Source organism: Candidatus Igneacidithiobacillus taiwanensis, from assembly GCF_031962545.1.
Lineage (GTDB): Bacteria > Pseudomonadota > Gammaproteobacteria > Acidithiobacillales > Acidithiobacillaceae > Igneacidithiobacillus > Igneacidithiobacillus taiwanensis.
On sequence record NZ_JAVRKK010000015.1, the window covers coordinates 20646 to 37452 of the forward strand.

Consider the following 16807-nt stretch of genomic DNA (forward strand, 5'->3'; position numbering starts at 1 on the left):
GGAAGCTCAGAGGTAGACGCCAAGGACCCCAATCAGGGTCAGCACGAAGGACAACACGGCCAAGAACCGGGCAAAGCGCCCGTACTTGGCCGCTGCTGTTTGTGCCGCAGTAACGTCTTGGTTCTCTATGGCCCGTTGCAGTTTTTTGCCTGCAGCAAAATAGAGGTGAAAGGCGCCGAGAGCCGCGATTGTCCCGAGGACCACCATGAGCCAGATATCCACGCCCAGAGCAGCAAAGCCCCCCATGCTGAAAACCATGGCATAGCCGCTGATGAGCAGGAGAAGCGCGGCAAAGATGCCGGCGAGGGAAAACCCCGCAAGGATCTTCTGCAGGACCTGCCAGGCTTGTGGACTCGGTTGCAGCTGCGACCAGCGCGGGAGCAGATAAAAACCCAGAAAGACCAAACCACCTACCCAGTAGAGGAGAGCGAAGAGGTGAAAAAACTGCCAGATGGCAAAGGGCGGCATGCATTCCTCCAAGAAAAAAGGGGCCCCAATAGGGGCCCCCAGCATACCGCAGTGCGCGCTTTTATTTGAAGCGCTTGCGGGTGTACAGATACATGACGCCAGCAATGCTCATGTAAATGAAGGGCAAAAAGAAAATAAAATCTTCGAGATGCATGGGTGAATCCTCCTAGCGTTCCGAGATACCTTGTTGCTTGAGTTCCTCATCCTGGCTGTCGAACATGGCAGCACCAGCAGCGGAGACGAGGACGATCATGGTTGTCCCGATGAGCCAAGCGAAATACCAGGGGCCGTAATCTCCCAAGATCACCGACAAGAACAAGGCGAGGCCAAGAATGACGGCACCAACGATGAAGGTCGTGAATCCTTTCATGGTCGTAGCTCCTCAATAAGCATGATCGTCTTGTGCGGCAGGGCTTTTCACCTTGCCGCGCATGACGCGAAAGCACCAAGTGGTATACGACAAAATGGTGGGGACAAAGATGACGGTGAAAATGGTCATCCACACCAAATTATATTCACTGCCAGTACCATTCCAGACGGTGATGCTTTGCGCAGGATTGTCGCTGGAGGGCATCAGGAAGGGGAACATGGAGACGCCGACGGTACCCAAAATGCCGATCCAGGCCAGAGCTCCCAACCACCAAGCAAGAGCTGCCTTACCCGCACGCATAGCCAAAGAACCGGCCACCATGCCCAGTACGCCAAGGGCAGGGACGAGCCAGAGGATGGGATTGGCTCCGTAGTTGCGTAGCCAGGCGCCAACCTCGCGACTGACATCTTGTGCCGCGGAGATATTGGCCGGCATGGCTGGATTGGCATTGTGCAACACATAACCTTCCATGCCCGAAACCCAGAAGCCGCCGGCAATGAAGAGCACCGCACTGATCAGCCCAGCTGCCGAACCGATCTTCTTGGCTCGGCTGTAGATGGGATCAGTCCCGCGGATCATCAGCATGGCGGCACCCTGATACAGGGCCATGCTCAGGGCCAGCACCCCGCAGAGAATCGCGAAGGGGTTGAGCAGATAGGAGAGGAAGGACTCAGTCTGGTAGTACTGACCATCCCAGCCAAAGTGAAAGCCAACACCCTGAAGGATGTTTCCGATGGCGGCGCCGTAGATGATCATCGGCAGGGCCCCGGAGATTAGAAAGGTCCAGTCCCAAGTTTCCCGCCAGCGTTCGGCCGGTACTTTGGAACGATATTCAAAGGCCACCGGCCGCATGATCATGCTGAACAGGAGCAAGATCATGACGATATAGAAGACCGAAAAGGAAGTGGCATAGAGGCTGGGGAAGGCGGCGAAAATGGCACCACCACCAAGAATGAACCAAACCTGGTTGCCGTCCCAGTGTGGGCCAACGATATTGAGGGCAGTGCGTCGTTCGGCATCGTTTTTGCCGACGAAGCGCATGAGAGCGCCGACTCCCATGTCCATTCCCACCATGATGGCCAAACCCATGAGCAGCACGCCCAAGAGTAGCCACCACAAAACTTTCAAGAAAACATAGGTATCCATTGTGTGTTACTCCTTCTGGGCGGGGCGGAAGCCCCGCCAGTGAACTCAACGACGATCCAGGCTGGGCTTGGCAAAGGCAGGCTTGCCGGCCATTCCACCCCCCACCGTAGCGCCTTCATCGTGGCCATGATGCTCCTGCGGTCCCAGGCGGGCGAATTTGAACATCAGGTAGAGCTCGGCAATGATGAAGCTACTGTAGAGCAGCACGAAGCCGATGAGGGAGAAGATCATATAGCCTACCGAATGACTGGAGGCGGAAACGAAGGTCGGCAACCAGCCATAGACGGTCCAGGGCTGACGGCCATTTTCGGCGGTGATCCAGCCAAACTCACTTGCCACCCAGGGCAAGATCACACTCCACATGGCCAGTTTCAGTAGCAAGGGATGCCGCTCGATTTGATTCTTCAGGCTGTAGTAGGCAGCGAAAGCAAAGAGAACCAGCATAGCGAAGCCTGCTGCGACCATCAGACGGAAGGCCCAGAATTCTACCCAAACGTTGGGAATGGTGGCCTTGGCCGTTTTGTCGAGGACGCTCGGCAAGTTGCTGGCATCGACCTTGGCGAGATCCTGGTCAGGGGCGAATTGCTTGGCCAAGAAGCCATAACCCATGTCCTTCTCGTACTGCTTGAAGGTAGCCAAGGCAGCGGTGTCGTTGTGATCCGCGTTGTAGGCCTTCAGCGCAATCATTGCCTTGATACCATTCTCGATCTTGGGTTTGGCATCTTGCTCGAGTTGCCGAATGCCGGGAATGACCTGGGTTTCGGAGTGGGTGAGCAAGGGGGTCAGCACATAGGGAATACCGATTTCAAAGATATTTTTCTGCGCCTCTTGGTCGGGGAGGGCGATCAGGTTCCAGGGAGCAGAAACCGGATTGGGGTCGGTCTCCCAGATCGCTTCCATGGCAGCCAGCTTGGTCGGCTGGGAGTGGGCGACGATGTAGCCCAAGGCATCGCCGAGGGTGATGACGCCAACAGTGGAGATGACCCCGAAGATGCTGGCGATGCGGAAGGAGCGCAGGGCGAGGTCGCGATGCCGCTTGGTGAGCAGATAGTAGGCCGAGACTGCCATCACGAACATCGAACCGGTTACGAAGCCGGCAATGGAGGTATGGACGAATTTGGCCTGGGCATCGGGGTTAAAGATCAAACCCACGAAGCTGGTGAACTGCATACGCATGGTATTGGGATCAAAGGTGCCGCCCTGGGGATCCTGCATGAAGCCGTTGGCAATGAGGATCCACAGCGCCGAGAGGTTGGAGCCCAGGGCTACCAAATACGTAACCACCAAATGGGCTTTGGGGGAGATGCGATCCCAACCAAAGAACATGACACCAACGAAAGTAGACTCCGTGAAGAAGGCCATGAGTCCTTCGATTGCCAGCGGTGTGCCAAAAATGTCACCCACGAAATGGGAGTACATGGACCAGTTGGTGCCAAACTCGAACTCCATGGTGAGGCCGGTAGCCACGCCCAACGCAAAGTTGATACCGAAGAGTTTGCCCCAGAACTGGGTCATTTCCTTATAGATGGGCTTCTTGGTGACCACATAGACGGTCTCCATGGTCGCCAAAATGAAGGTGAGCCCCAAGGTGAGAGGGACGAAGAGAAAATGGTAGAGAGCGGTTAGCGCAAACTGCAGGCGCGACAGCTCGACTACCGTCGGATTGATGATCATATCCATGGTTTACCTCCTATCACAACAAAACAGGGCCGGAGACGAGACGTTGTTGGGGCTCGTCCGTGGATGTCGCCGGGCTCTTTTTTACGGCTTCGTGTTGTAGGTATTGGGTACAGCGGGTGAACAAACCGGGGTCGCCGGAGCGTGACCAATGGCGTCGCAGTTCCTCCAGACTTCCCAAGCGCCGCCCACGGCTTTCGCGTGCGGGGTAGACCAGGGTTTCGTCGGGCAGGTGCGCGAAGATACGCTGCAACTGGCTGCGTAGGGCGCTGCCGCGAGCTTTTCCCAATGCGCTGGGAAAACCGCCGGCAAGCAGCGTTTCGCCGGTAAAGATGCGATCTTCCCAGTGGTACATCACAGCGCATGGGGTGAGACCGGGAGTATGCAGCACGCGCAGGCTTTCCTCGCCGAAATAGAGCAGATCCTCGTGGCGAATGCGCATGTCGACGGCGCTGTCGTCGATGCTCTCTTGGGCGAGAATCCTCGCTCCCGATTGCTCCCGTAATAGTAGGGCAGCCTGCCGCTGCTCCGGCTCCCAATGTGTCTGCAAAACAAAGCGCAAGCGCAAACCACGACGCTGCAAAAATTCTTGCGCCTCACCCAGGTGGCCAAGGCGCAGGTCGATGGCTACCGCTTCGCGGGTCACCGGGTCGCCCAGTACATACGCGAGCTGTTTTTCCTTGCTTTCGTAGAGTTGGCGAAAAATCATGGGATCCTCCTGCACACTTCCCCCACATTCGAGCAAAGGATGTGCCAAAAACGGAGCTTGTACTCTTCTTTGCTCTAGTCCTGTATTATTGCGGGGTTGGCAGGTGTTCTGGGGCAATATGCCGAGGGGATGGGTAAGGTTGGCTGCCAAATTTGACAGTTATGCGTAAATGTTCTGCTAAAATTGGCAGAGAGTGCTCCGGAGGTTCTCATGCATCAGCTGCGCCCAGAATTGACATCTTTGCTGGACTGCTTTGCCACCCCGGCGGTATTGCTCGAGGCCAACCGCCAGGTCTTGGCTGCCAATCAGGCCTATCGCAAGCAATTTGGCGACGGTAAGCCGCTGCAGGGCCGGCTCTGCAACGAGATCCTTGCGGCGGCAGGAATGGGCTGTGAGGAGGCAGGCAACGACTGCCCGTTGGAGCGCTGCCAACTCCATAGTGATGCCCAGCACGTGGTGCACATGCACGGGCAGCGCGCCCTGCGCATCGACCTTTTTCCCATCCGCAATGCCGAGGGGAAGCCCCGCTATTTTTTGGAGCTCTTGCAACCCGTGGCAACCCGCAGCGGCGATGCCGCTGGTCTTGTTGGCCATTCGCCCGCCATGGAAGAACTCCAGCGTCTCCTTCATCGCGCCGCGCCAAGCGAGATTCCCATTCTGCTGTTGGGGGAGTCGGGAACCGGGAAGGAATTGGCAGCAGCGGCCATCCACCAAGCCAGCGCACACGCAAAGGGCCCATTCGTGGTTCTCGACTGTTCGGGTTTGAGCGAGACCCTCTTCGAGAGTGAACTCTTTGGCCACGAGAAGGGTGCCTTCACCGGCGCGCAGAGCCGTAAGATCGGCCTTGCCGAAGCAGCCAATGGCGGTACCCTGTTTCTCGATGAGGTTGGGGACATCCCACTGTCCTTGCAGGTGAAACTGCTGCGCCTGTTGGAGACTGGAACCTTCCGGCGGGTGGGGGGCGTGGAGCCGATACAGTCGCAATTCCGTCTCATCTCGGCCACCCATCGCGATCTCGAGGCGATGAGTCGGGAAGGTACCTTTCGCCAAGATTTGTACTTCCGCATCAGTGGCTTTCCTATCGTTCTGCCGCCCTTGCGCGAGCGCCGGGAGGACATCCCACAGTTGGCCAAGACCCTGCTGCATCGGTTGGGCTTCGATCGTCTGCAACTTTCCGCCGACGCCGAGGCATTGCTCTTGGCTCACGATTTCCCGGGCAATGTCCGCGAGTTACGCAATATTCTGCAGCGTGCGGCGCTGCTTGCCGACGATATCTGGATTCTGCCGGAGCATCTTCCGAGCAACCTGCAAGCAAAGTCGACGGCAAGCGCACAGCCAAAGGCTGCAGCGCAGGCTCCCACCTTTTCCTCGCTGGTGCCCCTTGCCGAATTGGAGCAGCGCTACTTGCTCTGGGCGCGGGAGGCCTGTGCCGGCGACCGGCGCAGTCTGGCGCGCGCCCTTGGCGTTAGCGAGCGTACCTTATATCGTAAGTTGGAGTCTTTGACGGAGGAAACCTCCCATGTCGGCAGTGCCTGAATCCCTCCTCTTACCCCTGCATTGGCCCGAGGGCTTTTGGCAGCGGCCCTCGGCATCGGCGCGTGCACCCATACTGGTGCTTTTCCATGGTCTGGGGGCGCACTGGTCGGATATGCAGGCAGTGGGTGAGGCCATCGATGTGGAAAAGAAGCTCCACTTGATCGCCCTCGATGCCCCCCAGCGGCCGGTGCATCTCAACCGTGGCTATGTGATGCCTGCTTGGTATGACCTGTACGGTTTGGGACCGGACTCGGCAGAGGACGAGACCGGGTTGGCAGCCATGGCGGAGCGGCTGCAGCGCTTGCTCCTGCCTTTGCTACCGGGGCGGAATCTGCTGCTGGGAGGCTTCTCTCAGGGGGCGGCCTTATCGCTCTATTTGGGTACCCGGGCGCTGCTACCGGCGCGGGCGATCCTCGCTTTTAGCGGCTACCTGCCCCTGCGCCGGCAGACTCCCGAGGCGATTGCCGGCGCCCCCGCTATTTTCTGGGGGCACGGTACCCAAGACGACATTCTCCCCCTGCGCTACGCCCAGCTTGGGGAGGAAATCCTACGCAGCCACGGCTTCCGAGTACAGCGCCACGACTACCCCATCGCCCATGGCATCATCTCCGAGGAGATCGATGATGCCCGTAGCTTCCTGGCCGAGGTTCTGATTACCGCGCCTTAATCGCCAAAGACGAACTCGCCCAAACCCCAGCGCGCAGCCAGGGTTTCGGTGGCGTTGAGCAACTCTTCGGCGCGCGAGGGGTGGTTGACCGGCGCCTGCGCGATCCGTCGTAAAAGGCTGTCGCGGTCGCCGCCTTGGGCGAGGAGGGCGATGAGTTCGCCCGCTTCGTGGCCAACGATTTCGCCGCCCAAGACCTCGCCGCTGTCCATATCGGCAAGCAACCGCACAAACCCGCGGGTATCGTCCTGACCGAGAGCCCGGGGCGAGGTCTCAAAAGCCGCAAAGCCAACGGCGGGTTCAAAGCCGGCATCTTCGGCCTGCTCATCGTCCATGCCCACCCGCGCCAGCTCGACGGCCGAGTACACGAGTTCCGGCACCCAGAGTGGCTCGCGCTGCCTCTCGGCACCGAGGATGTTGTCGATGACGATGGTGGCATCCGCCAGCGCTTGGTTGGCATTCATGTAGGGGCCAACAACATCACCGATGGCATAGATACCCGGCTCTGCCGTTTGCAGCGTTTCGTCGGTTTGCACAAAACCTTTCTCATCCAAGACCACGGCGGTGTTCTCGAGGCCGAGATCGGCGGTGTGGGCACGCCGCCCGGTGGCAAAGAGCACCCAGTCTGCATGTTCGCGCTCGCCTTGCTCGTTGCTGACCCAAGCCTGGTCGCCATCGACGCCGCTGTCCGCCACGCGAAATCCTAGACGCGGCTCGATGCCGAGCTCCTGTAGTGCCTCTTCCAGCACATCTCGCGACTGCTCGGAATAGCGGGTATGCGAAAGGGGTGCTGAATTACAGAGCCAGCGCACCTCTTTGCCAAGCTGCGTGAAAATATAGGCGAATTCGGTGCCGATGACGCCGCCGCCAACCAAGATGACGCGGTCACCAGTCGGTACGCCATCATCAAAAAGCATATCGCTGTGTAGCAATTTGCCCGCCTGCAATTTTGCCGCGCTTGGCAGATGCGGCAAAGAGCCGGTGGCAATGATGCTGTTTTCGCAGCCGATTTCCTCGCTATGGCCATCGCTGTCGATGCGGATGCGGCGCGCGTCGAGAAAACTGCCGGTGCCTTGGTAGAGCGCCACGCCCAAGCGTTTGAGATAGTCGACATAGCTCTCGCGCACGGTTTCGACCACCTTGCGCTGGTGCTGCCAAGCCTGTGCCATATCGCCGCGCAGGGCCGGGCCGACGATGCCGCGCTTGGCAAAGTGGCGACTGTTTTCGATCCAGCGGGCGCTTTCGTGCCAGTCCTTTTTGGGTACGCAACCGCGGTTGAGGCAGGTACCACCCCAGGTACCCCTCTCGATAATGGCAACCTTTTTGCCGCGCAGAGCGCCGAGAACCGCCGCCCGATAGCCTCCGGGACCACTACCGATAATGACGATGTCGAATTCTTTCATGATTTCCTCGCGTCGTTTTTCGCATTCTAGCGTTTTATAGCCGAGAACTCAGCCCCGGTGTACCCTGCATCGACAAAGGCGATGCGATTTCGGTATGATTGCGCGCAAATTCTGATGGGGCGTGACGATGACGGAACATCTCGTATTGGCTGCGGTGGACGGATCCCAAAACGCCTTGGTGGCAGCGGGGGTGGCAGCCCGTTTTGCAAAACTTCTTTCCGGGCGCTTGGGCTTGGTGACGGTATTGCAAGTCCCGCGAGGCCCTCTTGGTTTCGGCAGCGGCTTGTTTTCCGGCGGGCTGCGTGAGCGCTTGATGGAAGAGGCGCGGGCAGAGGCTGAGGGTACCCTGCAAGGCGTGGCGGAGCGAATCCATGCCGCTTGTGGCCTGCAGATGCCGGAATATTTCATCGCTACCGGTGTTCCGGAAGTCGAGATTCCGAAAATCGTCGCTAGTGATCCGCAGATTATCATGGTGGTGGTGGGGCGCCAGGGTTTTGGTACCGAGAGTAAGCCTCGCGGTTTGCCCCATGCCCTGGGCGACCTGGGGGCCAAGCTGAGTATGAGCCTTCGGGTTCCGGTCCTTACCGTACCTGCGGATGCCCTGGAGGGGCAGATCTGCGCTGGAATTGCCCAAATCGCCCCCATCACCGACGACAAGGAGGGCTGAAGGTGGAGATCTACCTGCCGATCGCCCATATGGACATCAACATCGCCATGATTGTGAGTTTTGGTCTCCTGGTCGGGTTCCTCTCCGGTCTGACCGGCGTGGGGGGCGGTTTTTTGATCACTCCCCTGCTCATCTTTGTCGGTGTGCCGCCGCTGATCGCGGTAGGGACGGGCGCGGCGCAAATCGTCGGGGCGTCGGCGATTGGCAGTTACTCCCACTGGCGCATGGGCAATGTCGATATGCGCATGGCCCTCGTCCTTCTCATCGGCAGTTGGAGCGGCGGCTTGCTCGGTGTCCATGTGGCCAAGATCCTGGAGCGGAGTGGTCATTTTGGTCTTGTGGTGACTTTTCTCTACGTGGGGCTTCTGGGCTTCATCGGCATCTCCATGTTGATAGAGGCGCTGACGGCCGTGCGTGGTAAGAAGAAGGCCAAGCCAGCGAAAGAGAAGGGCTCCTCTTGGACGGATCGTTTGCCGTGGCAGATGAATTTCCCGGTTTCGGATCTGCGCACCTCGCTGCTCGTGCCTCTTGGCCTTGGGATTGCCGTAGGTATCTTGACGGCGCTGATGGGGGTGGGCGGTGGCTTCGTGATGGTGCCCATCATGCTGTATGTGCTCAAAATGCCAACCAAGGTCGTCATTGGCACGTCGCTCTTTCAGCTTCTTTTTACCACTGCCGAAGTGGGCATCCTACAAGCAGGAATGAATCATGCCGTGGACCCCTATCTTGCCTTGGCCCTGGTTCTCGGCTCCATTTTTGGCACCCAATTCGGTGCCCGCCTGGGAGCGCGTATGCCCGGTGAGCAGCTGCGGCTGGTACTGGCTCTGGTGGTTGTTGCGGTCGCGGTGAAGATGGGTTTGGGACTGGTAATTCCGCCAGAAAATGTCTTCCAAGTCGTGCAGGTGCTGTGATGCGGAACCCTATGCGGCTCTTTGGCTTACTCACACTCCTGCTGTTGCCAGCGTTTGTTTTACCGATTGCCGCGCGAGCAGCGACGGCGGCGCCTAGCCTGGTCCTTGGTACTGGGAACGACAAGGTAGACGTCACCAGTCGTTTTCGTGGCCGCGATCTGCTCATTTTCGGCGCTTTATCGCATCCTGGCCAAGTCATTGTGGTGCTGCGTTCGCCCGATGCGGCAGTGGCGGTAACGCAGAAAAATCAAATGGGACCGCTATGGATTACTGGACAGAAGGTTACCGTCAGTCACTTTCCTGGCGTGCTGCAGATCCTTTCCTCCCGGCCTTTGGAGCAGATTTTGCCGGCCGCGGAGAGAACTCGCCTTGGGCTCGATCCTGAGAGTATCCTCAAAGATGCCAAGTACGAACCTTTGCCAAAGGATGCCGCCGCATGGCGGGCGGCGGTTCTTGCCGCCAAGGAAAAACAGGGTGCGTATCGGCTCAATCCCGCCGGGGTCCGGATACAGGACGGCCGCCTCTTCTCGGCGCACCTCCAATTACCCGCCTCACTGCCACTGGGCAGCTATGATCTCGATGTCTATTTGGTCAATCAGGGCAAAGTACTGGCGCAGAGCCACCAAACCATCGACGTGCAGCAGGTGGGAGTGGAGGAGTGGATCGCCAAATATGCGGATCAGCAGCCCTGGTTATATGGCGTCGTCCTGACCCTGCTCCTTGCCTCTCTCGGCCTTGGGTTGGGCATCGTGATGCAACGCAAAAGCTAGCCGAATGTTGCTTCGGTCTCAGTCGCCGGCGGGAACAGGCCCGAGGCTAGGCCGAAGGTGTAGCTGCCGGATACGCCAAGGCGAATGCTCCGCCTGCAGTTCCGCGTTCAACGAGGTTTCTATCTCCAGCGCGAGCTGCTGTTGCAGCTGCTGACTACTGGCCAAGTCGGCAAGGGCGGGAAAGCGCAGAAAAACGTTGCCGATGCGTTCTTGCTCTTGGGGTCCGTTGAGGCGCGGCAGTTCCGCCTGCCGTGGTCCTTCGACTACGGCCAGCGGTCGGATTTGCAAGGCAAGCTCCTGACCATTGCGATGCACCACCGATCCGTAGCTGCCCAATGCAACCGTGGCTGTACGAGCTTCTGGTACAGGCGCCGCTTTGCTGGGTTTGGCAGGGCGGGCGGGGGTGGGTGCGCGATGCATGGTAAAGAAGGCTAATGCACCTACGGCTACCAGTGCCGCAGCAATACCCAATCCCCAACCGCCTTTTTTCGCCATTCCTCTGGTCTCCTAGTCACCCGCCAAGCTCGATTTTGTTTTGCTAGAATACACCCTATTCGGTTTTACTCGGTTTTTCGAGGACGTAATGGTTTTCCGGAACGTCCTCGCCGTGGCGGCGCAAGGGGAGGGTATAGATGCTTGCCGACAGCAGCATGCGCCGTACGGCAAAGGCGACCACAGACGTCAGCATGGCGGGGAGCAGCGCATCGTAGCTGCCGGTCAGCTCGACGGCCATGACCGGCGCGCTTAGCAGGGCACCAGTAGTGGCGGAGACCATGCCCGCCATACCACAAAGCGCAAACAAACCGGTGAGCTGTCCGGGTAGGAGGTGCCAGCCCTGGAGTAGTCCAGCGTACAGACTACCGATGCTCGCGCCAAGGAAGAGAGAAGGAGAGAAAATCCCTCCAGAGCCGCCGGAACCAATCGTCAGACTGGTCGCTACGAGCTTTAGGAGCAGAAGCAGTAAGAGGATCTCCCCCGCCTGCAGCTGCCCGCTAAGAATGTCTCCAATACCGGCGTAACTGCCGCCAATCAGGTAATAATGACCAGTGAGACGAAAGGCAAGAAGCAATAACAGGCCGACCAGAAACATCCCCAGGGCATGGCGTAGATAGTTGTTGGTAATCCATTTTTCGCTGTATTGAGCGGTAAAAGTGAGGCTTGCGATAAAGAGGATGGCGGCACCGGCGTTGAGCGCGGCGAGAGCGATAAAGAGCGGCAGATGCATGGCCTGATTGATGAGCGCTGCCGGTACCATTGGCAGCAAATGGAAATCACCAAAAAATAACTCGGTAATTTGGCTGGCGCTGATGGTCGCGATCAGGGTGGAGAGGATGGTCCACGGACGCCAATCGGGGACGATGATTTCCATGGCCAGAAACCAGCCCCCCAGGGGGGCATTGAAAACCGCCGCAATGCCTGCTCCGACGCCGCAACCGAGTAAATGGATGCGGCGATGGGTAGGTATGATAAACAGGCTGTTGAGCCAGGCGGTAATGGCGGCGCCAAACTGCATGGCGGGCCCCTCTCGTCCCGCGGAACCGCCAGTACCAATGGTAATGGCAGTGGCCAGGGGGCGGAGCAGAGCAAGGTTGCGCGGCATATGCCCGTCGCGGTAGTGCGCCGCCTCCAGTACTTGGGTTACACCTGCGCCCTGAATGTCCGAACCATAGCGCCGCGCCAAAAACACCACCAGCAGCGCGCCAAGGGTAGGCACCAGGGGCAAGGCCCAGGACCACGGCGACGGTCGGCCTTGGATTTCTCCTTGCAAGCTCCACGTGCCATACAGGGTGATGTTATGGACGATGATGAGCAGGTAATGGAAAGCGACGGCGCCGACACCGGTAAGGATCCCGATCAATGCTCCCAGCAGAGCGAGTAGCGGTCCCTCGCCAAAGGCGCCGTGTTCTGGATGCCAAAAATGCCACTCGCTGCGGGTCGCTTTCTCAGCGCTCATTCGCTACTGGAGTTTTGCAGCTCCGGCGGGATCTCCAGCTCCTGCCAGCGGGTGCCGCGAGTGGACAATTCGGTGGCCAAGGCAGACCAGGCGGCGCCCAGAGCCGTAGCCTCGCCGCGTAAACCGATTTCGATTTGCGTTCCCTCGGCGCGAAAGCTCGGCAGGCTGGAGAACTCGATTTGCGGATGCGTGGCGCAGAAACATTCCATGAATTCCACCCAGTCGCTTTCCTTCTCGCCCAGCAATACGACGCGTAGTTGTTTTGCCGGCGTACGGCGAGGAAAGTCTCGCTCCAGTACCCAATCGCTCATTGGCTCCGCCATCTGCGGAAAGCCGGGGAAAAAATAGCCGTTGTGTAGCTGAAATCCCGGCACTTGATTGACTGGGTTGGGGATGATGCGAGCGCCCGCGGGCAAATCGGCCATGCGAATGCGGATGGGCTCCGCACCCGCCCCAAAGCGTTGACGAATCAGAGCGGCAGCTTCGGGATGCTGCTGCAGGGGCAGATCGCGGGCGGCGGCGGCAGCAGCGCGGGTAAGGTCGTCGGGGGTGGCGCCAAGGCCCCCGAAAGAGAAAAAGGGGCAGTCCTGGGCAAAGGCCCAGCGGTATTGGGCGAGCAAATCGTCCCAACGGTCGGCCACGAGCAAACTCCAGCCGATTTCGTAGCCACGCGCGAGGGCTTGGGAACGGGTGCGGGCAAAGTGGCAGTCTTCGCGTTTGCCAAGCAGGATCTCGGAACCGACAATGACGATGCCAAGGCGGGCGCTCATATCAGCCGCTCGGGGTTGATGCCTAGCCATTCCGGGCTCGAGTATCCTCGCCGCCACAGGGTGCGCCCATTGTCGAGCACACAACTACCGTCGAGGAGATATCCTAACGCTTGTGGGTAGAGCCGATGCTCTAAAGCCAGCACTCGCGCCGCCAACGCCTCGGCGTTGTCCTCGGCCAAAACGGGCAGAATACCTTGGCTGATGATGGGTCCGGCATCGAGTTCCGGGGTCACAAAATGCACCGTGGCGCCGTGCCAGCGAACCCCCGCCGCCAGGGCGCGGGCATGGGTATGCAAGCCGGGAAAGGCGGGAAGCAGCGAGGGATGAATGTTGACCAGTCGGCCCAGGTAGCGCTCCACAAAGCCGTTGCTGAGCTGACGCAAGAAGCCGGCGAGGATGATCCAGTCGGGCCGGTGACGATCGATTTCTGCCGCCAGCACCCGATCGAAGCTTTCACGATCAGGGAAATTGCGATGCGGGACGATTGCCGTGGGTAGACCATGTTCTTGGCACCAGGTAAGCCCCGCGGCCTTGTCGTGGTTGGCGATGACGGCGACGATGCGGGCCGGAAGGCGACCATCGGCAACGGCTTGGTAAATGGCGCGTAGATTACTACCGCGCCCAGAAATCAGAACTACCAGCCGCTGCTCAGTCAAGATAGACGACCTTTTTTTCTGGCCCCGCTTCCAGTTGGCCGATGCAATAGGCACGGTGACCCGCGTCTGCAAGAATTTGTAGGGCGCGATCTCGCTCTGCCCAGGGGACGATGGCGACCATGCCGATGCCCAGGTTAAAGACGCGTCGCATCTCCTCGTCTTCTACCTGTCCTTGCTCCTGCAGCCAGCGGAAGATGCTGGGTTGTGGCCAGGAATGCGGATCGATATGTGCGGCGAGCCCGGCAGGCAGGGAACGGGGCAAGTTTTCCGTCAGACCACCGCCGGTAATGTGGGCCAGGGCATGCACGGTCACCTGCTGGCGCAAGGCCTGAATGGCGCGCACGTAAATCTCGGTTGGGCGCAGCAGTAGGTCGATGAGGGGTTCGCCATCGATCTGCAGGTGCTGATGGGCGCCAGCGCGCACGAGAATCTGCCGGATCAGCGAGTAGCCATTGCTGTGGGGACCGGAGGAGGCGATGCCGATGAGGGCATCGCCGGCGGTACAGGCGCTGCCATCGAGGATAGCGTCGCGTTCGACGATACCAACGGCAAAACCGGCAAGATCATAATGATCGCTGGGATACATGCCCGGCATTTCCGCCGTCTCGCCGCCCAGCAGGGCGCAGCCAGCCTGCTGGCAACCGGCGCTGATGCCGGCAATCACCTGCTCCGCTACTTCTACATCGAGCTTGCTACAGGCGTAGTAGTCGAGAAACCACAGAGGCTCTGCCCCTGAAACGAGAATATCGTTGACGCACATGGCAACAAGGTCGATACCGATGCCATCATGCTTTTTTGCCTCCAGGGCGAGCAAGAGCTTGGTGCCGACACCATCGGTGCCGGAAACGAGCACCGGCTGGCGGTAGCCTGCTGGCAGAGCGAAGAGCCCACCAAAACCACCGAGGCCGCCGATCACTTCCGGGCGCTGCGTTCCCTGGGCCAGGGGTTTGATACGCTCCACCAGCCGATTGCCCGCATCGATGTCGACACCGGCGCGCTGATAGGTGAGGGGGTCTTTCGGCTCCATGGCAAACTCCTGGATGGTGATGAAGCGATGGTACGAAGCCATGCGCTCCGCGGCAAGCCAAAAAAAACCCGCAGAGGTTGCGGGTTTCCAAAAGCAGCGGAGCTGATCGGTTAAAAACGCTTGAAGACCTGGCCGCTCTTGGCTGCCTGGTAGCGCGCTTCCACCACGGACCAATCCATGTTCTTGTGCAGGGCGGCCAAGTAATCGGCGCGACCCAAGGCTTTCCAGTCGACCATGTAGGCATGTTCGAAAACATCGACCACAACCAGCGGGCTGAAGCCACCGATATTGCCGTCTTCGTGCAACTGAACGAAATGATTGTTGATCTGGCCCGTAGTGGCATCGTAATAGCAGATTGCCCAGCCGATGCCGCGACTCTTGGCCGCGGCCATCAGATCCTCATGCCAAGCCTCGGCGCTGCCAAACTGCTCGCTCACCGCGGCCTTGAAGCCCGGGGCATGATCCATGCTGCTACCGGGCTTGAGTTGGGCAAAGTAATACTCATGCAAGACCATGCCATTGTACTCGAAGCCGAAGCGGCGCCGACGATCGGCATAGGCGAGGGATGCCCCTTTGCCGGCTGCCCGCATCTCTTCCAATTCCTTGCGCAGGGCATTACTTTGCGCGACGTAACCCTTGTACAAACCCCAATGGTCATTGATTTGCTCATCGGTGATGCCATCGAGGCCGCTGGGCTTGAGTTCTTCCCGTACCGTGTATTCAGACATTAGTGCTCTCCTATAGCCGAGTGGGGTGAACTGCTGAAATTGTAGTCGCCGGGCAGTGTGGCCTGCAAACGACATACGGGTCCGTTAAATCCGGTTCCGAGGACTGGCGACTGCTGCTACACTCGACCCTAGCATGTTAGTCAGCCGGTTCGATAGGGGATGATGACTCCCACTCAGCACATGGGGCAGCAGCTCTTGCCGCTGCAGCCCAGGCATTCACCCTGCGTGGACAACCTTCCCGGCCTTGCAGACGAATTATCGCTCGCCTTGCGTCAGTTGAAGTCGGGTAGGCACCCCCTCTGTATTTATGGAGAGCCTGGCATGGGCAAGACCCATTGGCTGCTGTGGGCGGCTTTTGGTGAAGATGCTTGGGCTCCCTATATCGATTGCCGAGCCCGGGAGACCACTCCCGAAATGGTCCTCGACTGCCGCGCGGCCCCTTTCCTTTGCCTGGATAATGTCGACGCCTGGGCTAATCGAGAGAAAGAGGAGACGCTGTTCTGCCTGTACAACGAGCGACAGGAGCGTGGCCTACCCTGGCTCATTAGTTGCAATCACCCACCCCCGCAGTGGCGATTACCAGATTGGGAAAGCAGGCTTGCCGGCTTTACCCAGTATCGGCTCGAACATCCGTGCGAAGAGCAACTGCATGCGCTTATCGCGGTTATCGCACGCCGTTTTGGCCCGGCCTTTGACAGCGCCCTCGTCGGTTATCTAGCGTCTCGAGAGACACGCAACTTGCGTCAATTGACCGAGCTCATCGAGGGTTTTCAGTATTGGCTGTGGCAGAAAAAAGCCGCACCCAGTGTGCAACAGTGGCGCCTGTTTCATCGCGACAGAAATGCCAGAATTGCTGAGTAGTCAGGGTAAGTCTGGCGTGAGCCGCTGGTATCCGCAGCCAGATAGCCCGGGGTGGAAAAGAATCCTGCTGCGCCTGCTGCGTGCAGGATGGTCATTTTGGCATGATGACTGTGTGGATCGCGCCTCTCTCCTTGCCTACACCACGTTGTTGGCCATTGTGCCGCTGTTGGCGGTGGTTTTCAGTCTCTGGAATATGATTGGCTTTGCTGCGGATAAGCGTCCTTTGGTCGAGCGGATTGTTTTTCAGAGTTTTGTTCCGCAAGTGGGCGATACCATCATCCACTGGCTCAATGTGCTTGCGGCTCGTGGTGCCAGTTTGGGATGGTTTGGCTTGATTGGCCTGATATTTACTGCCTTGTTATTGATTGTGCAGGTCGAAAGGCATTTTAATGCAATTTGGGGAATGCCGAAAAAAAACCATTTTCTACACCGCCTGTTTCGCTATATTATTTTGATTCTTTTGGCTCCAATCGCTAGCGCAATATTGCTC

19 protein-coding genes are annotated in these 16807 nt (G+C 58.9%); 7 read left to right on the plus strand and 12 right to left on the minus strand.

What is annotated here, in order from left to right; translation table 11 throughout:
• Positions 1-6: 6 nt before the first annotated feature.
• From RTI30_RS03900 to RTI30_RS03920, 5 genes are all read right to left on the minus strand, one after another.
• Positions 7-468, minus strand: a complete 462-nt coding sequence (locus RTI30_RS03900) for a hypothetical protein (RefSeq protein WP_312262901.1) — start codon at positions 466-468, stop codon at positions 7-9.
• 166 nt (positions 469-634) lie between these two features.
• Positions 635-838: a hypothetical protein gene (locus RTI30_RS03905; RefSeq protein WP_312262902.1), complete on the minus strand. Its 204-nt coding sequence runs from the start codon at positions 836-838 to the stop codon at positions 635-637.
• Between the two features lie 12 nt (positions 839-850).
• The gene (gene cydB / locus RTI30_RS03910; RefSeq protein ID WP_312262903.1) at positions 851-1984 is read right to left on the minus strand and encodes a cytochrome d ubiquinol oxidase subunit II; all 1134 of its coding nucleotides are present in this window, start codon (positions 1982-1984) and stop codon (positions 851-853) included.
• 45 nt (positions 1985-2029) lie between these two features.
• Complete coding sequence (locus tag RTI30_RS03915; RefSeq protein ID WP_312262904.1) at positions 2030-3664, minus strand: cytochrome ubiquinol oxidase subunit I; 1635 nt, start codon at positions 3662-3664, stop codon at positions 2030-2032.
• A gap of 13 nt (positions 3665-3677) precedes the next feature.
• Complete coding sequence (locus RTI30_RS03920; RefSeq protein ID WP_312262905.1) at positions 3678-4370, minus strand: MBL fold metallo-hydrolase; 693 nt, start codon at positions 4368-4370, stop codon at positions 3678-3680.
• A gap of 210 nt (positions 4371-4580) precedes the next feature.
• Here RTI30_RS03920 and RTI30_RS03925 point away from each other — a divergent pair, with 210 nt between their 5' ends.
• A complete protein-coding gene (locus tag RTI30_RS03925; RefSeq protein ID WP_312262906.1) occupies positions 4581-5906 on the plus strand; it encodes a sigma 54-interacting transcriptional regulator in 1326 nt (441 codons plus the stop codon).
• Positions 5890-6573, plus strand: coding sequence for a phospholipase (locus RTI30_RS03930; protein ID WP_312262907.1), 684 nt, complete (start codon positions 5890-5892; stop codon positions 6571-6573). Before RTI30_RS03925 ends, RTI30_RS03930 begins: the two co-directional genes overlap by 17 nt.
• On the opposite strand, the gene RTI30_RS03935 is transcribed toward RTI30_RS03930, so the two are convergent.
• Positions 6570-7973, minus strand: a complete 1404-nt coding sequence (locus tag RTI30_RS03935) for an NAD(P)/FAD-dependent oxidoreductase (RefSeq protein WP_312262908.1) — start codon at positions 7971-7973, stop codon at positions 6570-6572. The genes RTI30_RS03930 and RTI30_RS03935 overlap by 4 nt on opposite strands.
• Before the next feature lie 127 nt (positions 7974-8100).
• Between RTI30_RS03935 and RTI30_RS03940 the strand changes: the two genes are divergently transcribed.
• Genes RTI30_RS03940 through RTI30_RS03950 form a run of 3 tightly spaced genes read left to right on the plus strand, consistent with a single transcriptional unit; the run spans position 8101 to position 10321 of the window.
• Positions 8101-8640 carry a universal stress protein gene (locus RTI30_RS03940; RefSeq protein ID WP_312263228.1) on the plus strand — a complete coding sequence of 180 codons (540 nt, stop codon included), beginning with the start codon at positions 8101-8103 and terminating at the stop codon, positions 8638-8640.
• Positions 8641-8642: 2 nt separating this feature from the next.
• Positions 8643-9551, plus strand: a complete 909-nt coding sequence (locus RTI30_RS03945) for a sulfite exporter TauE/SafE family protein (protein ID WP_312263229.1) — start codon at positions 8643-8645, stop codon at positions 9549-9551.
• A complete protein-coding gene (locus RTI30_RS03950; RefSeq protein ID WP_312263230.1) occupies positions 9551-10321 on the plus strand; it encodes a TIGR02186 family protein in 771 nt (256 codons plus the stop codon). Before RTI30_RS03945 ends, RTI30_RS03950 begins: the two co-directional genes overlap by 1 nt.
• 18 nt (positions 10322-10339) lie before the next feature.
• Here the strand turns inward: RTI30_RS03950 and RTI30_RS03955 are convergent, their stop codons facing one another.
• The 6 genes from RTI30_RS03955 to RTI30_RS03980 all read right to left on the minus strand — a co-directional run bounded on the left by RTI30_RS03955 (position 10340) and on the right by RTI30_RS03980 (position 15456).
• Positions 10340-10816, minus strand: a complete 477-nt coding sequence (locus RTI30_RS03955; protein ID WP_312263231.1) for a hypothetical protein — start codon at positions 10814-10816, stop codon at positions 10340-10342.
• A 55-nt stretch (positions 10817-10871) separates the two neighbouring features.
• Entirely contained in the window at positions 10872-12275 is a 1404-nt protein-coding gene (locus RTI30_RS03960; RefSeq protein ID WP_312263232.1) for a chloride channel protein, read from the minus strand.
• Positions 12272-13045 (minus strand): molybdopterin-binding protein, encoded by a 774-nt coding sequence (locus tag RTI30_RS03965; protein ID WP_312263233.1) that lies wholly within the window; start codon positions 13043-13045, stop codon positions 12272-12274. The genes RTI30_RS03960 and RTI30_RS03965 overlap by 4 nt, the downstream gene beginning before the upstream one ends.
• Positions 13042-13701, minus strand: coding sequence for a phosphoribosylglycinamide formyltransferase (gene purN, locus RTI30_RS03970; protein WP_312263234.1), 660 nt, complete (start codon positions 13699-13701; stop codon positions 13042-13044). Before purN ends, RTI30_RS03965 begins: the two co-directional genes overlap by 4 nt.
• Complete coding sequence (gene purM, locus RTI30_RS03975; protein WP_409449674.1) at positions 13694-14728, minus strand: phosphoribosylformylglycinamidine cyclo-ligase; 1035 nt, start codon at positions 14726-14728, stop codon at positions 13694-13696. The genes purN and purM overlap by 8 nt, the downstream gene beginning before the upstream one ends.
• Positions 14729-14838: 110 nt before the next feature.
• On the minus strand, positions 14839-15456 hold the full coding sequence (locus RTI30_RS03980) for a Fe-Mn family superoxide dismutase (protein ID WP_312263236.1): 618 nt from the start codon (positions 15454-15456) through the stop codon (positions 14839-14841).
• Positions 15457-15615: 159 nt separating this feature from the next.
• Here RTI30_RS03980 and RTI30_RS03985 point away from each other — a divergent pair, with 159 nt between their 5' ends.
• Both RTI30_RS03985 and RTI30_RS03990 read left to right on the plus strand, forming a co-directional pair.
• Positions 15616-16317 (plus strand): hypothetical protein, encoded by a 702-nt coding sequence (locus RTI30_RS03985; RefSeq protein ID WP_312274838.1) that lies wholly within the window; start codon positions 15616-15618, stop codon positions 16315-16317.
• A gap of 16 nt (positions 16318-16333) precedes the next feature.
• On the plus strand, positions 16334-16807 hold a 474-nt coding region (locus RTI30_RS03990; RefSeq protein ID WP_312283374.1), incomplete at its 3' end, for a YihY family inner membrane protein.

What these genes read in the sequence shown, in the direction of transcription:
- RTI30_RS03955 (WP_312263231.1), bottom strand. Translation starts at nt 10,816, where the DNA reads ATGGCGAAAAAAGGCGGTTGGGGATTGGGTATTGCTGCGGCACTGGTA.
- RTI30_RS03960 (WP_312263232.1), bottom strand. Translation starts at nt 12,275, where the DNA reads ATGAGCGCTGAGAAAGCGACCCGCAGCGAGTGGCATTTTTGGCATCCA.
- cydB (WP_312262903.1), bottom strand. Translation starts at nt 1,984, where the DNA reads ATGGATACCTATGTTTTCTTGAAAGTTTTGTGGTGGCTACTCTTGGGC.
- RTI30_RS03965 (WP_312263233.1), bottom strand. Translation starts at nt 13,045, where the DNA reads ATGAGCGCCCGCCTTGGCATCGTCATTGTCGGTTCCGAGATCCTGCTT.
- RTI30_RS03940 (WP_312263228.1), top strand. Translation starts at nt 8,101, where the DNA reads ATGACGGAACATCTCGTATTGGCTGCGGTGGACGGATCCCAAAACGCC.
- RTI30_RS03950 (WP_312263230.1), top strand. Translation starts at nt 9,551, where the DNA reads ATGCGGAACCCTATGCGGCTCTTTGGCTTACTCACACTCCTGCTGTTG.
- RTI30_RS03935 (WP_312262908.1), bottom strand. Translation starts at nt 7,973, where the DNA reads ATGAAAGAATTCGACATCGTCATTATCGGTAGTGGTCCCGGAGGCTAT.
- RTI30_RS03930 (WP_312262907.1), top strand. Translation starts at nt 5,890, where the DNA reads ATGTCGGCAGTGCCTGAATCCCTCCTCTTACCCCTGCATTGGCCCGAG.
- RTI30_RS03915 (WP_312262904.1), bottom strand. Translation starts at nt 3,664, where the DNA reads ATGGATATGATCATCAATCCGACGGTAGTCGAGCTGTCGCGCCTGCAG.
- RTI30_RS03985 (WP_312274838.1), top strand. Translation starts at nt 15,616, where the DNA reads ATGATGACTCCCACTCAGCACATGGGGCAGCAGCTCTTGCCGCTGCAG.
- RTI30_RS03920 (WP_312262905.1), bottom strand. Translation starts at nt 4,370, where the DNA reads ATGATTTTTCGCCAACTCTACGAAAGCAAGGAAAAACAGCTCGCGTAT.
- RTI30_RS03900 (WP_312262901.1), bottom strand. Translation starts at nt 468, where the DNA reads ATGCCGCCCTTTGCCATCTGGCAGTTTTTTCACCTCTTCGCTCTCCTC.
- RTI30_RS03925 (WP_312262906.1), top strand. Translation starts at nt 4,581, where the DNA reads ATGCATCAGCTGCGCCCAGAATTGACATCTTTGCTGGACTGCTTTGCC.
- RTI30_RS03905 (WP_312262902.1), bottom strand. Translation starts at nt 838, where the DNA reads ATGAAAGGATTCACGACCTTCATCGTTGGTGCCGTCATTCTTGGCCTC.
- RTI30_RS03980 (WP_312263236.1), bottom strand. Translation starts at nt 15,456, where the DNA reads ATGTCTGAATACACGGTACGGGAAGAACTCAAGCCCAGCGGCCTCGAT.
- purM (WP_409449674.1), bottom strand. Translation starts at nt 14,728, where the DNA reads ATGGAGCCGAAAGACCCCCTCACCTATCAGCGCGCCGGTGTCGACATC.